Origin of the sequence: Christiangramia echinicola DSM 19838 (assembly GCF_000423065.1) — a bacterium.
GTDB classification, from domain to species: Bacteria; Bacteroidota; Bacteroidia; order Flavobacteriales; family Flavobacteriaceae; genus Christiangramia; species Christiangramia echinicola.
Genome location: NZ_AUHG01000011.1, coordinates 145,664 through 160,070, shown reverse-complemented (window position 1 = coordinate 160,070; position 14,407 = coordinate 145,664). Strand labels below are relative to the sequence as shown.

13 protein-coding genes are annotated in these 14,407 nt (G+C 37.1%); 7 read left to right on the top strand and 6 right to left on the bottom strand.

From position 1 onward, the window contains the following. Positions 1-99: 99 nt before the first annotated feature. The gene (gene asnB, locus G530_RS0105740) at positions 100-1,710 is read right to left on the bottom strand and encodes an asparagine synthase B (protein WP_026933621.1); all 1,611 of its coding nucleotides are present in this window, start codon (positions 1,708-1,710) and stop codon (positions 100-102) included. 258 nt (positions 1,711-1,968) lie between these two features. On the opposite strand from asnB, the gene G530_RS0105735 reads away from it, so the two are divergent. Continuing rightward, complete coding sequence (locus tag G530_RS0105735) at positions 1,969-2,547, top strand: DUF2911 domain-containing protein (RefSeq protein WP_026933620.1); 579 nt, start codon at positions 1,969-1,971, stop codon at positions 2,545-2,547. Between the two features lie 52 nt (positions 2,548-2,599). Here the strand turns inward: G530_RS0105735 and G530_RS0105730 are convergent, their stop codons facing one another. From G530_RS0105730 to G530_RS0105720, 3 genes are all read right to left on the bottom strand, one after another. Further along, positions 2,600-3,232, bottom strand: a complete 633-nt coding sequence (locus G530_RS0105730; protein ID WP_026933619.1) for a 7-carboxy-7-deazaguanine synthase QueE — start codon at positions 3,230-3,232, stop codon at positions 2,600-2,602. A gap of 67 nt (positions 3,233-3,299) precedes the next feature. Continuing rightward, positions 3,300-4,766, bottom strand: coding sequence for a M14 family metallopeptidase (locus tag G530_RS16590; protein WP_035716082.1), 1,467 nt, complete (start codon positions 4,764-4,766; stop codon positions 3,300-3,302). Between the two features lie 2 nt (positions 4,767-4,768). Next, positions 4,769-5,437: an N-acetylmuramoyl-L-alanine amidase gene (locus G530_RS0105720; protein ID WP_026933618.1), complete on the bottom strand. Its 669-nt coding sequence runs from the start codon at positions 5,435-5,437 to the stop codon at positions 4,769-4,771. 222 nt (positions 5,438-5,659) lie between these two features. On the opposite strand from G530_RS0105720, the gene G530_RS0105715 reads away from it, so the two are divergent. Next, positions 5,660-7,006 (top strand): D-alanyl-D-alanine carboxypeptidase, encoded by a 1,347-nt coding sequence (locus G530_RS0105715; RefSeq protein ID WP_051199702.1) that lies wholly within the window; start codon positions 5,660-5,662, stop codon positions 7,004-7,006. Between the two features lie 17 nt (positions 7,007-7,023). Next, positions 7,024-8,079 carry a S66 peptidase family protein gene (locus G530_RS0105710; RefSeq protein WP_026933616.1) on the top strand — a complete coding sequence of 352 codons (1,056 nt, stop codon included), beginning with the start codon at positions 7,024-7,026 and terminating at the stop codon, positions 8,077-8,079. A gap of 8 nt (positions 8,080-8,087) precedes the next feature. Here the strand turns inward: G530_RS0105710 and G530_RS0105705 are convergent, their stop codons facing one another. Further along, a complete protein-coding gene (locus G530_RS0105705) occupies positions 8,088-9,224 on the bottom strand; it encodes a serine hydrolase (RefSeq protein ID WP_026933615.1) in 1,137 nt (378 codons plus the stop codon). Positions 9,225-9,373: 149 nt separating this feature from the next. Here G530_RS0105705 and G530_RS0105700 point away from each other — a divergent pair, with 149 nt between their 5' ends. The 4 genes from G530_RS0105700 (at position 9,374) to G530_RS0105685 (ending at position 12,339) form a co-directional block, all read left to right on the top strand. Continuing rightward, the gene (locus G530_RS0105700) at positions 9,374-10,894 is read left to right on the top strand and encodes a helicase HerA-like domain-containing protein (RefSeq protein WP_026933614.1); all 1,521 of its coding nucleotides are present in this window, start codon (positions 9,374-9,376) and stop codon (positions 10,892-10,894) included. Between the two features lie 17 nt (positions 10,895-10,911). Then, positions 10,912-11,469, top strand: coding sequence for a hypothetical protein (locus tag G530_RS0105695; protein WP_026933613.1), 558 nt, complete (start codon positions 10,912-10,914; stop codon positions 11,467-11,469). 1 nt (position 11,470) lies between these two features. After that, a complete protein-coding gene (locus G530_RS0105690) occupies positions 11,471-12,067 on the top strand; it encodes an inorganic diphosphatase (protein ID WP_026933612.1) in 597 nt (198 codons plus the stop codon). A gap of 68 nt (positions 12,068-12,135) precedes the next feature. Beyond that, positions 12,136-12,339 carry a hypothetical protein gene (locus G530_RS0105685; RefSeq protein ID WP_026933611.1) on the top strand — a complete coding sequence of 68 codons (204 nt, stop codon included), beginning with the start codon at positions 12,136-12,138 and terminating at the stop codon, positions 12,337-12,339. A gap of 68 nt (positions 12,340-12,407) precedes the next feature. Here the strand turns inward: G530_RS0105685 and ftsZ are convergent, their stop codons facing one another. Further along, positions 12,408-14,387: a cell division protein FtsZ gene (gene ftsZ / locus G530_RS0105680; protein ID WP_026933610.1), complete on the bottom strand. Its 1,980-nt coding sequence runs from the start codon at positions 14,385-14,387 to the stop codon at positions 12,408-12,410. Positions 14,388-14,407 lie beyond the last annotated feature (20 nt).

Genomic DNA, 14,407 nt, shown 5'->3' with positions numbered 1-14,407 from the left:
CTTATAACCCCTTAAGTTATCAACAAATTATGTGGAAAAACCCGAAGCATTCAGTTATCCTGAAACACTTCGGGTTATTTATTTGAGATGTTATAAATTTTAAAGTTTGGCCATTTCTTTTTTCATACCAGGAGCAACATGAGTTTCGTTTGCCCTTCCACTTGGATCAAGATCCTTTTGCCATTTCGGGATCCATCTTTTCACTGTTTTTGCAGCTGAATCCTGAGGAAAATGTTTATGGAAAAGTTCTCTGTAGAAATATGCTTCTTTAGTTGCAGGAGTGTTCTCCGGGAACTTTGAAGCAGCGGTTTCCATTTGCACATCACTCACCTGCCTGGAAGCATATTCTATAAGCTGATCGATCCAGTTGTACCCAACTCCATCGCTAAATTGCTCTTTTTGTCGCCATAGAACTTCCTCTGGAAGAAATGGTTGTTCCGGAGTATCAAAAGCTTTTCTAAGAATATATTTCTCAGCTCCGTCATAAGTGCTCGCCATTTTTTCTTCTGGCACCATCTCCATAGCTGTCTTTAAAAAGGCTTTATCAAGGAACGGCACCCTAGCCTCCAATCCGTGCGCCATAGTAGACTTATCTGCCCTTAAACAATCGGCAGTAGCCAGTCTTTGCACTCTTCTAATGGTTTCCTTCTGGAACTCCTCTGGAGAAGGAGCGTTTTTAAAGTAAAGGTATCCACCAAAGATCTCATCTGCACCTTCTCCTGAAAGCACTACTTTAATTCCTTTTTCGGCAATTGCTTTTGAAAGAAAATACATAGGCGTGCTCGCTCTGATAGAAGTGACATCATAAGTCTCTAAATGCCATACCAACTGACTTAATATTTCTATACCCTCTTCTACCGTAAAGTGGATTTCAGAATGTTCAGTTCCAAGAAACTCCGCAACTTTTCTTGCTGCTTTAAGATCTGGAGCATCAGCATCTAATCCAATAGAAAAAGAATGTAGTTTCTGACCTGAATCCTTGATTAGACGAGCGGCAATAGACGATGTTAATGAAGAATCCAGTCCACCGCTCAACAATACACCCAGAGGCACGTCTGCCATTAATCTTTTCCTGGTAGCCTCAATAAGGCTTTCTCTCAATTTTGTAAGATCTGCCGGTTGAATTGCTTTTTCAGACTCAAACCATTCCGGCTTATAAAATCTCACAAACCCTGTTGCAGGTGTATAATAATGACCCGGAGGAAATGCTGAAAACTCAACACAATGATCGGCAAGCGCTTTCATTTCACTAGCAAACCACATCGCTCCAGAATCATCTGTTCCATAATATAGTGGCTTAACCCCGATTGGATCCCTACCCACGATAAAATCATCCCCGTCTATCACTACAAAGGAGAAAACTCCATCAAGCATATCTACAAAATCGTAACCATACTTTTCGTAAAGGTGCACTATGACCTCTGAATCCCCGGTTGTTCTAAAAGAATGATCTCTTAATTCATTATTTCTTAAAGCCATATGGTTATAGATCTCCCCATTGTGAACCATCCATGCTGAACGGGTTCCCTGAATAGGTTGAATTCCTGTTGTTAGATCTACAATAGAAAGACGTTCGTGCGATAACACATAACCTTCCTCTGTAATTTTTAATCCGCTTTCATCGGGTCCTCTATGAGACATTCTTTTAGACAGACTACTAATTTTTTCTGCCTCTACGTCTTTTCCGATAACTGCTAAAATTCCACACATGACTTATATTGTTTTTAATTACAATACAAATATGAGATTAGACTTATCTTTATAAAACACATAAACCTATTTCACTTACTTTTGATAATACAAAAGATCATAATAGAATTAATTTTCAACCGAAATGGAGAATAATACTCCAAATTCTTTCATTCATAAAAGCCTATAAATTTTAACAGCAACTTTGATGTTTTTTAACAAACCTAACAGGAAGCTTCAGTTATCTTTATTGAAAATATAAATCAATACTGAAAAGACATGAAAAAGTTTATAATAGGAGGACTAAGCGCGATTTGTTTATTTATTTCAAATCCCATAAACGCACAGGAGGATGGAAAAGTGAATTTTTCCAAAGAGGAATTGAAATTCTCTAAAATGGATGCCAGCCCTATGGATCTTGCTATGTATAAAGACAAGAACGATGCTGCAGTAGCCAGGGTTATATACAGCCGTCCTCAAAAACGAAACCGTGAGATCTTTGGAAAACTAATTCCTTATGGTGAAGTATGGAGAACTGGAGCCAATGAAGCGACTGAACTTACTTTATATAAAGACATGAAGGTTGCCGATGCAGTAGTAAAAGCTGGAACTTACACTCTGTATACAATTCCCGGAGAAAAGGAATGGACAGTTATCCTGAATAACAAAACAAACACCTGGGGTGCATATGAGTACACAGATAAAGAAGACAAAGTACGCATTAACGTACCTGTGAGACAAGCTCCAAATACTATTGAATCACTTTCAATGGCATTTCAAGAATCTAATAAAGGTGCAGACCTTCTAATTGGATGGGACAATAGCTATGTTAAAGTACCTTTTGAATCTGCGAAGTAATTACAGGTTTATAAAAGACTGAAAGATCAAACGCCCTTAACGGGCGTTTTTTTTATGGGATATTGAGGTATTTATGTGTTTGTAGAGAAACTTTCCACTTCGGGTTTTCCATGACATAATCTACGATCATAGGAATCACTTTTTCCCGGTTGCTCCATTCTGGCTGGAGATAAAGAATACATTCATCACTAACTTTTGCAGCCTGCTCTTCTGCAAACTTAAGGTCATGCTTATTAAACACAATTACTTTAAGTTCGTTTGCTAAAGGATAAATTTCAGGTTTTGGAAGCTTTATTTTCTTCGGTGACAAACAGATCCAATCCCAGGTTCCTGTAAGATCGTAGGCTCCCGAAGTTTCAATATGAATATCGCAACCTTTATGTTTTAAATTCCTGGTCAATTCGGTCATATCCCAGGTTAGAGGCTCTCCACCTGTAATAACTATAGTTTTACTAAACTTTGTAGCGTTTTCAACAATTTGCCCAACATGCGTTGGAGGATGGATTTCAGCATCCCAACTTTCCTTTACATCGCACCAATGACAACCCACATCGCAGCCTCCAATCCTTATAAAATAAGCAGCTGTACCTTTATGGTATCCCTCTCCCTGAATGGTATAGAATTCTTCCATTAACGGAAGCATAATTCCTCTATCTACCAGTTCTTTTGTCTCTTCTGAAATCATAGCGTGCAAAGATAAGTAATCTAAATCTTCTAAATTCCCTTAGCCCGCCTTTATAAATAACTTTGGTTTAATTAAAGATGCGCGTATTTTTTATATCCCTTTGTGGATCTTCAAGGTTGGTAAAAAAACCATTTATAACCGCAAATTTCACTTCATCATCTTTTAAAAGAAAGAAATTTGCTACTACCCCTGGTCTTAACCTTTCCCCTATTTTAAAACTGTCAGCAACAAGATTTAGAGGATAATTAGAATAATCTTCTTTTAGCAGAGTGGAATCTACTTTCACAAAAGCATAGCCCTCTTGCAATAACTTCGCAGGATCCAGATTCTCCAATTCATTTTTTGTCATTATTTTCTCAGGATAGATCTTAGCATTTTCATATTTCAAGCCAGAAGCATCTACCTGATTATATCCATAACTTGTGGAGAGGTCTCCCTGGTCCACAACCCTTCCCGTATAATAAAAATCTGAATTTTCCTCGAGATCATTTTCGAAAGTATTTATTCCCAGATCCAGAACATAGGTCTCACCTTCTAATTCATAATTTAGCCCGGTTATTTTAAGGTCGAATAACATACGGTCATTATTTGGAATATTCTCGTATTCTGAAATTTCTTCAGTTTTATATTCTTCTGAAGCTATCGAATAAAGCGCTGAAAGAATACTTACAAAATTCAATTTTCGTATTTCCTGCTTTTCGGGATCTTCTGGATACCCACCAGATTCTATTAGAATAGTACTAGTACCCCATTTTTGAATATTATCGCCGAAAGCCCTTGGCTCAAAATCATCATTATACCGCCCTACCTGTCCAGGTGCAAATTTCTGAAGCACCTTATTCATTTGCACGATCACCTTCATGGCGTTGCCCCGAACTTCGTTTATATTTTTTTCATAATTATAGGCCGGCGCTAAGAATGAAACCGTGGCAGGTTTCTCTGTTCTCTCAGCATTGTAATATTTACTCTGATCATGCAAATTGAAACCGAAATCTGCATCAAGACTATCTCTTATTCTTTTTAGAGTTTTCGCTTCAGGAGATTGCAACCTCAAGGCATCACGATTTACATCAATTCCTAACGAATTACGACGAGTAAATTTCTCAGCGCCATCTGGGTTCAACATCGGCAGAAAATGAATGCTAAGATTACTCAACATCAAGTCCTTTTCTTCGGAAAAATCATCTGAGTCGAAAAAATTAAGAATATCAAAAATAGCCATGGTAGCCGTTGATTCATCCCCGTGCATCTGAGACCATAGAAAGACCTCAGTATCTCCATCTCCTAAACTAATTAGGTTTAAACTTCTACCCTCAATAGACTCTCCAACCTTCTGGATATTGATATTCTTTCGAGAATCAAAATTTCGAATCAGCGAGGAGACGTCTGCGTGTTTTATTCTTCTATTAATAATCTTCTCTTCTTTATATTCTGAATAGCTCTCATATAATTTATCAGAAAAATTAGTTTTCTGTGCTAATGAAATATTAGAGATAGCACATATTGCCAATACTAAACTTAAGATCTTTTTCATATTCATTTTCTTGATGGAACTTTATTGAAATTGCGGTTCTTAGTAGCACTTCGTACTTTATCCATAAAATCCTTTCCCGGATCTGTTTTTTCAGTTCTGTAACCTGAATCTTTCTCCAGCCATAATTCATGGTCTTCAAAATTTGTGTACTCATAATGCCCAATCACATATTGAATATCATATTTGTCACTTAGATAATTTACCAGCCAGATATTTGATTCAACCTGGGCTTCTGTTAATGGAGTATTTTCAGTTCCGCCCACGTTCTCTACTCCTATCGCGGTATGATTCAAGCCAATGACATGACGAGCCATTGTAGTTTCTGGCATTAAACGATAAATCGTTCCATCCTGATCTACCAGAAAATGAGACGAAACATTTAATTGACTAGCTCCGGAAATTGATTCTCTTGATTGGGGTAATTCTGGATTTTTAAAAGCCCTATACGAATCTTCTAAATTCGGGATCGCCGTCCAGTGCAAAACGATCATCTTTGGATCAATTTCTGGTGTATTACGTTTAAGCCCATATCTATCCTTCATATATTGAAGCGTAAGATCAATTCGATCCTGTTCAAATTCTATAGGTCTATCCACGACTTTTGAACTTTTACAAGCCGAAAACAATAAAGAAAAAATTACAGAAAGAACGATATATTTTATTTTCTTCATTTAATTTGATTTTAAATTAATAAGTGAAATTGGTCACCCGGGCATAAATTTACGGAATTCAACCACACCCTAAAATAGGATCATCCTAGTAGATTCCCGACTCATAAAATTTAGCAGTTTTATTTTAAGATTATAAAAAATGTTATTTTTAAAAAAAAATAATTCGCTTCTAATAATAATCCATTATTGCTAGACCGATATCACAGCCTTATTCTGACCTAAATGAAATACAGAATTTCTTCCATTTTAAAATTGAAAGTATTTTTTGATCGCCTTTTTTTATTTTTAGTGTTAACACTCCTGTCTTCCTGCTCTGCAATCAAAAAGACAAATAAAGAAATTGAAACAGATTTTACAGAATCAAGAATATTCAAACAGGGTTATGCCGGATTTGCCTTATACGATCCGGTTACCAAAAAAATGCTCTATACGCATAATGCTGACAAATATTTCACCCCTGCGTCCAACACTAAGCTTTTTACACTTTTTACCGGACTAAAGGTTTTAGGCGACTCTGTACCGGCATTAAACTATACTATCAAAGGAGATAGCCTTATTTTCAAAGGCACAGGAGATCCTTCTTTTTTAAATCCAGATTTACCAGAATCCAGAGTAGTCGAGTTTTTCAATAATAATGATCTTAAGCTATTTTATGCTCCTGCGGCATATAAGGAAAAACATCTTGGACCCGGTTGGGCATGGGATGATTATGACTCCTACTATTCTTCTGAAAAAATTGATTTTCCTTTATATGGAAATTTAATCGAACTTCAATTTCATGATTACGCTGAACCAGAAGTGACTCCTATACAATTTCAGGATTCCATTAAACTAGTAGAAGCCTTTTCTCCTGAAAATAAATACACCCAAAGGGAGATCTCCTCGAACAAGATGGAATATCAAAAGTTTAACAGGGGTGATAATTTCACTCAACATATACCTATTAAATATTCCAAAAACCTGATAACCGAATTACTTTCAGATACTCTGAACAAAAAAGTAACGATCTATAAAGGTGATTTGAAGGATCTAGAATTCAATAAAACACTATATAGTATTCCTGCCGACAGTATCTACAAACGTATGATGCAGGTAAGTGATAACTTTATTGCAGAACAGATCATGCTTATGGCAGCAGATAAAATTTCTGATACTTTAAAAACCAGTATCGCTATTGATTATATGAAAGAAAACCATTTGAAAGATCTACCAGACGAACCGATGTGGTATGATGGTTCCGGACTATCAAGATACAACTTATTCACGCCAAGATCTATGGTGAAGCTCGTCGAAAAGATCGAAATGGAAATGCCTAAAGAAAGACTATTTAATATCCTTGCTGCAGGAGGCGCATCTGGAACTTTAAAAAATTACTATAAAGCCGAAACACCTTATATTTATGCCAAGACCGGAACTTTAAAGAACAACCATAGTCTTAGTGGCTTTATAATCACAAAAAGTGGCAAAACCCTTATATTTAGTTTTATGAACAGCAACTATACGGTCCCTACTTCAGAATTGAAAAAGGGTATGACCAGGATCCTGGAACAGGTGCATAACAATTATTAATACCAGAACCCACGCAGATGCAAAGAAGAAAATTCATTCAGAATATAGGAGTAGGCAGCTTAATATTACCTCTTAATCCTGTAAGTTTTGATAAGATTGATAAAAACCCATCTAACCAGGATATTTTACTTCCCGAAGGATTAAAAGAAGGAGATACTATTGGAATAGTAAGTCCCTCAAGTGCGATTTTTGAATCTGAACCTTATGAAATTGCCCGGGAATCTTTTGAAGCCATGGGGTTAAAAGTGAAATTTGGGAAAAACACCAGGAACAGGCACGGCCACCTTGCAGGTACAGATGAAGAAAGAGCTGAGGAATTAAATAATATGTTCAGAGATGATTCCATCCAGGCTATCATAGCCTTGAGAGGTGGATCTGGAGCTGCCAGAATTCTGGACAAGCTGGACTATGAAGCAATTAAGAATAATCCGAAGGTTTTTATTGGCTATAGTGATATTACTGCATTGCATCTTGCAATTTTTAAAAAAACTGGCCTGGTCACTTTTCACGGACCTGTAGCCGTTTCAACCTGGAACTCATTCAGCTCAGATTATTTAAAACGTTTGCTTTTTGAGAAAGAAGCAATCACGTATGAAAATCCTATTAGTAAAGGTGATGAACTGGTTCAAACTAGAAACAGAATAAGGGTCATTAAAGAAGGTACAGTAAAAGGTCAGCTTCTTGGCGGTAATCTATCTGTACTTACCGGAATTATGGGTTCTGAATATTTTCCTCAGGATTGGGACGGAAAGATCCTTTACCTGGAAGATGTTGGCGAAAAGATCTATGCTGTAGATAGAATGATGTCGCAACTGTATCTTGGCGGCGTACTGGATAAGATCAGCGGATTCGTATTTGGAAAATGTTCTGACTGCGATCCCGGCGGAAGTGGTTATGGCTCATTAACAATGGAAGAAGTAATAGACCATTATATAAAACCATTGAACATCCCGGCATATTCTGGTGCGATGATTGGTCATATAAGTGATAACGCAACTATTCCCAACGGGCTTGAGGCCGAAATGAATGCAACTAAGGGAACAATTAAGCTATTATCACCCGCCGTGAAGTAAGGCAACTTTTATTTTTTTCGGTTTAACTCTTTCTGATAGATCTGTCTGCCAAGTTCTGCCAGAAACGGAATACCTATACTTTCATATTGGTAATCATTATCATTAAAAACACCATTTTCATTCACCAGAATTGTAGCCGATAGTAAAAAGTCCACATTTTTTTCTTCATCCCTTATATAAGCTGTTTCAGTTAAGGTGCCGTAAGCATAACCTACCTTATTATATATTTTCATATGATCAGGAATTCTTTTCTTTGAATCTCCATATATAAAGAATTTGCCATAACCATCCTGATATTCGGTTTCATCATAACCCAATTTTCTTGGCTCGGTAGACATGGATTTTATGAGAAAGTCCCGGTCTTCTTTTTTCAGCTGAAAGGTTTTCTGCTTATCAAAAGCTTCTGGAAAGAACAGCCTTTTCATCAAATTATGCTGAGTTTCCAGCGGAAAATAGTTTTTTAAAGCAAAACTGAAAGGCTCATTTATTTTTACATCTTCTTTAATATATCCAACCCCCTTAATAACATCAAATATCTCCAACGAATCTGCAGGTTGATTGTAGGTTACAGGTAATTCCAAATTACCATTCTCAGTTTTAAAGATCATTTGTCTCGTTAGAGTATCTGCTGAGCTTTCACCTGAAAAACGGTGAGAAATACGAACAGGCGCCAGTCCCTTAGATGTAAGTTTAGAATTTATATAATCCTGCCCTAAAAATTCGAATAACCTGTTATAAGCTTCATTGTCACTTACAGCGAATATTGCCTCAATATCATTCTCAATGTTATGAGAGACAGAATCATTTTCAAATTGATAGGGACTATTTTTACTAATATCGACACCATCTTCATTAAGTAGATTTACCTTTTCAAGACTAAGAACGGCCACCGGTAACTTAACGGTACTGGCGGGATAAAAATAAGCTTCAGGATCTACCCGGTATTTATAGTCTTTAAATTCAACTGTGCCATCCTTCCTTAGAATCCTGGTATAAATTATCTGGACCTCATATTTATGAGGATTTTCGAAGACCTGAGTAAGAACAGGATCTTTAGATAGCGAAACCTGTTTAAGCACATTATTCTGTAATCTGCAACTACAAATACTCATAAGTAGAATAAGACTAAAAAAAGTTTTACGCATAACTTTTAAGGTAAATTCATCTAAGGATCCTAAAAATCAGGATATTTATAAAAGTAAGCCTATATTTAATTTTAACCAATTTTTGATTTTACAGAGAAGCAAATTGTTTTCTTCTTTTGAATTATCAATTTTATAATAACTTAGCATTAATGGACAAAGCGGGACAATTCATTGAACAGATACAAAATGGTTATACCACAAAAGGTGACTATATTTATGTAGGAGCCGGAATGTTAAATGGTGAAGTACATTCTGAAGCCGCAGTAAAGATCCCATTAAAAACCATGAACCGCCATGGTTTGATCGCAGGAGCTACAGGTACCGGAAAATCTAAAACACTGCAGATAATTGCGGAAAATCTTTCAGAAAAAGGAGTTCCTGTTCTGCTGATGGATGTAAAAGGTGATCTAAGCGGAATCGCACAGGCTGCAGAAGGTGCTGACTTTATAGATGAAAGACATCAGAAATTAGATTTTCCCTTTCAGCCTAAAAATTCTCCAGTAGAAATTTTAACCTTATCAGATCAAAAAGGGATAAGATTAAGAGCTACCGTTAGTGAATTTGGACCGGTCTTATTATCAAGAATACTTGACCTTTCTGACACTCAAACCGGAATCCTGGCTATCGTTTTTAAATATTGCGATGACCATCATCTACCCCTTCTGGATCTAAAAGATCTCAAGAAGATCATTCAATATTCTACTGAAGAAGGAAAGGAAGAGTTTCAGAAAGATTACGGAAGGATCTCTACAGCTTCTACGGGTGCTATATTGAGAAAGATAGTTTCATTAGAACAGCAAGGTGCCGACTTATTTTTTGGAGAAAGGTCTTTTGAAGTGAAGGATCTTACCCGAAGATCTGAAGATGGCAGTGGGTTCGTGAACATCCTTAGACTTACCGATATTCAGGACAGGCCAAAGCTATTTTCAACATTCATGTTAAGCCTGCTGGCTGAAATTTATACCACTTTCCCGGAGAAGGGTGATATGGATAAACCAGAATTGGTAATGTTCATTGATGAGGCCCATCTTATATTTGAAGAAGCCTCAGATGCCTTACTTGATCAGATAGAAAGTATTGTCAAGCTAATAAGATCTAAAGGAGTTGGAATTTATTTTGTAACACAGAATCCGGCAGATGTACCAGAGGAAGTTCTTGGCCAGCTGGGATTAAAAATTCAGCATGCATTAAGAGCATTTACAGCCAAAGACAGAAAAGCCATAAAACTGGCGGCTGAAAATTACCCTATTTCAGATTTCTACGATACCAAAAATATGCTTACTGCGTTAGGTATAGGTGAAGCTATGGTTTCAGCATTAGATGAAAAAGGAAGACCTTCTCCCCTGGTGGCAACCATGCTTAGAGCCCCCATGAGCAGAATGGATGTACTTACAGACACCGAGTTGAAAAACCTGATCAATAAGTCTCAATTAGTTTCAAAATACAATGAGGAGATAGACCGGGAAAGCGCCTATGAAATATTAAATAAAAAAATAGAGATCGCTGAGAAAAGTGAGGCAAAAGAAAAGGCGGAAAAAGACCGAAAGGAAGTAACGAAAACAACATCCCGCCGTCGAACAAACAGTACCGAAGGCGCAATAATAAAAGTATTAACCAGTGCTACCTTTATTAGAGGAGTAATGGGAATCCTGAATAAATTTTTAAAATAAAAACTACTTAATCTAATATGTACAAAAGAGCTTTATTAATTCTTGGTTTATGTGTAAGTATCATCTCCTGCACGAGCGATGAGGAAAATCCATACCTAATAACTTCTAAACAGGTAGGTCCATTAAGCAAAGAAATTAAGATAAACCAGCTAGATTCGATTTTTAAAAATGACAGTATCGTTCGCCAAACAAGCGGACCACAGCAATTTAGGTCTACAGATGAGATCAAGATCTATAGTGAGGATGGAGAGCCGCTCTTAAGCCTGGAACCACTACAGGAATTCGACTCTACCAGCACCATTGGCTATATAAGGATATTAGACCCTAGGTATGAGACAAAAAATGGTCTTACTGTACAAAGCACTTTTAAAGATATAGTAGAGAATTATACTATTTCAAGAATTGAAAATACGATCAATTCTGCCGTGGTATTTCTAGATGAGATCAACGCCTATATTACTATAGATAAGGATCAATTACCTACAAACCTTAGGTATGACACAGATAGTAAGATCATGGCTTCTCAAATTCCAGATGATGCCAGGATCAAATACTTTATGATCTACTGGAATTAATATGCGAATTTTAGGGTTTTTTATATTATTATGCCTGGCGCAAAGTTGCAAATCACCTGTAGATTATCTTAATACCGATCTTAGATCTGAAAATGGTTATTTTCAGGCGGTCATCGAAATCCCTGCGGGAACGAACTCTAAAATAGAATACGACAAGATCTCAAGAGTTTTTAAACCATCACTTAGAGATGGAAAAGAACGAAAGATTGATTTTCTTGCCTACCCAGGAAATTATGGATTTATCCCATCCACTTTTTCGAATCCTGAAAAAGGCGGGGATGGTGATGCCCTGGACGTAATGGTTTTGAGCTCCACTTTGGCCTCCGGAACCATTCTGGAAATAATTCCTATAGGGATGATCAAATTAATAGATGCCGGTGAGGAAGATTTCAAGGTTATTGCTATTCCTGCAAATTCTTCTTTGAGAACCATTACTGCTGAAAATTTTAAAGATTTCATTAAAAAATACAAACCAGCTCAGGATATAATACAAGCATGGTTTTTAAACTATGATCTGGCAGATGACACAGAAATACTGGGCTGGGCAGACGAAAAGGAAGCGGAGAAAGAAATTTTAAGCTTGAATGCAGAATTGTAAAATTTGTTAATATTCACGGTACTTTCAAAGGTTTAATTACTTTTATCTTATAACCAATAATTTAAGATATGATTAAAGTCTTAGCAATGATTATGACCATTGGGGGTGCCATCGCACTTGTAATGGGAGTATTAGGAATTTTTGGAAGTGTAGCATTAATGCTTAGCCCATGGGCGCTTACCATCTTAGGCTTCGTATTTTTCGTAGCCGGAATTTCAATGTTAAAGTACAGAAGAGATACAGATGAAGTTCAGGCCAAAGCCCAGAACTAATCTTATCTAATTTTATCGAATAAAAAAAGGGACGCAATGCGTCCCTTTTTTCGTGGCTAGGTTGAAAATTAGTCTACATTATCATGTAGAAAAGAATTGTTCTTCCTGAAGTGAAGATCATTATTCTCGTCCTGATCTATACTGGTACGAGACAGTTTCCCCTCTCCTGGTTTTGAATTATCAAGCTCTATTCCCGCTCTTTTATAAGCCGGTTGCTTTTCGATCTCATCGATCTGGGCAGAACCCGTTCTAAATTTATAGTTGAATTCTTTCATTTTAGCCTTTCTCTCTGCTGTTCTTTGTCTAACAACTTCAGATGAGATAGGATTATCAAATGGATCGTGATCATCACCCGTATTCTCTCTTTGTGGAGAAGGAGCTACAGTTTTCTTTTCAAAAGCCATAGTTTCATCTTTAGGCTCTTCTTTTTTTGGAGCTTTAGATCTCTCTAGTTTTTCCTCCATTTCCATATAATCATCAAGACTATATCTCTTAACCCCCTGGGCAGAACTTTCGGTTACAGGAACAATTTCAATTGCTTCATTCACCTTGATGTTCTTAGTATCCTCTTTCTCTTCTTCCAGGTTATGCCTGGTGATTTCTTCAGCTTTAGGAGTAGATTTTGGCTTCTCTTCTTCAGATTTCATAGGCATATCAAAAGTAAACATGAATTGATCTTTCGATTCTTCAGCCTTAATTTCTTCAGCCTCGTTTACTTCCATATTCCTTACCTCTTCGCTGGTAGTATCATTAATGATGAATTCATTTGGATCAACCTCTTCATAGATTACATCCAGTTTCCTAGCGAAATCAGGTGTTTTGAAAACATCATCTACCTTTTTTTGGATATTCCCCACTTCATCTACTTCCTCTTCGGTTTCATCAAGGGTATGCACTATTTTCTTATCCTCTTCAGGTTCTTCAAACTGCAACTCATTAACCGGAGCACTTGTAACCTGATTAATTGGAGCAGATTTTTTAGTAGTTAGGTCCTGTTCAGCTTTTTGCTCATCTTCAAGCGTATGGATGATCTTTTTAGTTTCAGTATTAGTGATCTCATTCTGCTGTTCTACATCGAAACCAGTAGCGATAATAGTTACAGCAATTGCATCTTCAAGAGCCTCGTCTTCACCAACACCCATGATGATGTTCGCGCTATGACCGGCTTCAGCCTGAATATGATCATTAATTTCTCCAATTTCGTCAATAGTGATCTCCTCGTTACCAGATACAATTAGCAGTAAAACATTTTTGGCACCGGTGATCTTATTATCGTTTAATAGTGGAGAATCTAAAGCTTTCATTATAGCATCTGTAGCCCTGCTGGCTCCTGAAGCCTGAGCGGACCCCATGATAGCAGTACCACTTTTACTAAGTACGGTTTTGGCATCCCGCAAGTCAATGTTTTGCGTATAGTGATGCGTAATTACTTCTGCAATACCTCTTGAGGCAGTTGCAAGTACTTCATCAGCTTTAGAGAATCCAGCTTTAAAACCTAGATTTCCATAAACCTCACGAAGTTTATTATTATTGATCACAATTAGAGAATCGACATTCTGTCGAAGTCTTTCAACTCCTAATTGTGCCTGTTCATTTCTGTTTTTTCCTTCAAACTGAAAAGGAATCGTAACGATACCAACAGTTAGAATTCCAAGCTCTTTGGCCTGTTTAGCAATAATTGGTGCTGCACCGGTTCCGGTACCTCCACCCATTCCTGCTGTGATAAATACCATTTTGGTATTGGTATCCAACATTTGCTTGATTTCCTCAAAACTTTCTACTGCTGCTTTCTCACCAACTTCGGGATTAGCTCCAGCTCCAAGTCCTTCTGTAAGGGTCACACCTAATTGAATCTTGTTTGGAACCGAACTGTTTTCAAGTGCCTGAGAATCGGTATTACAAACAACGAAATCAACCCCTTTAATTCCCAACTGGAACATATGGTTGATGGCATTGCTTCCTCCACCGCCTACTCCTATCACTTTGATGACGTTCGATTGATTCTTAGGTAAATCGAATGAGATGTCTCCAAATTCTGTACTGCTCATAAACTCTGTTTTACTGGTTG

What these genes read in the sequence shown, in the direction of transcription:
- asnB (WP_026933621.1), bottom strand. Translation starts at nt 1,710, where the DNA reads ATGTGTGGAATTTTAGCAGTTATCGGAAAAGACGTAGAGGCAGAAAAA.
- G530_RS0105705 (WP_026933615.1), bottom strand. Translation starts at nt 9,224, where the DNA reads ATGCGTAAAACTTTTTTTAGTCTTATTCTACTTATGAGTATTTGTAGT.
- ftsZ (WP_026933610.1), bottom strand. Translation starts at nt 14,387, where the DNA reads ATGAGCAGTACAGAATTTGGAGACATCTCATTCGATTTACCTAAGAAT.
- G530_RS0105685 (WP_026933611.1), top strand. Translation starts at nt 12,136, where the DNA reads ATGATTAAAGTCTTAGCAATGATTATGACCATTGGGGGTGCCATCGCA.
- G530_RS0105690 (WP_026933612.1), top strand. Translation starts at nt 11,471, where the DNA reads ATGCGAATTTTAGGGTTTTTTATATTATTATGCCTGGCGCAAAGTTGC.
- G530_RS0105700 (WP_026933614.1), top strand. Translation starts at nt 9,374, where the DNA reads ATGGACAAAGCGGGACAATTCATTGAACAGATACAAAATGGTTATACC.
- G530_RS0105735 (WP_026933620.1), top strand. Translation starts at nt 1,969, where the DNA reads ATGAAAAAGTTTATAATAGGAGGACTAAGCGCGATTTGTTTATTTATT.
- G530_RS0105715 (WP_051199702.1), top strand. Translation starts at nt 5,660, where the DNA reads ATGAAATACAGAATTTCTTCCATTTTAAAATTGAAAGTATTTTTTGAT.
- G530_RS0105695 (WP_026933613.1), top strand. Translation starts at nt 10,912, where the DNA reads ATGTACAAAAGAGCTTTATTAATTCTTGGTTTATGTGTAAGTATCATC.
- G530_RS16590 (WP_035716082.1), bottom strand. Translation starts at nt 4,766, where the DNA reads ATGAAAAAGATCTTAAGTTTAGTATTGGCAATATGTGCTATCTCTAAT.
- G530_RS0105710 (WP_026933616.1), top strand. Translation starts at nt 7,024, where the DNA reads ATGCAAAGAAGAAAATTCATTCAGAATATAGGAGTAGGCAGCTTAATA.
- G530_RS0105730 (WP_026933619.1), bottom strand. Translation starts at nt 3,232, where the DNA reads ATGATTTCAGAAGAGACAAAAGAACTGGTAGATAGAGGAATTATGCTT.
- G530_RS0105720 (WP_026933618.1), bottom strand. Translation starts at nt 5,437, where the DNA reads ATGAAGAAAATAAAATATATCGTTCTTTCTGTAATTTTTTCTTTATTG.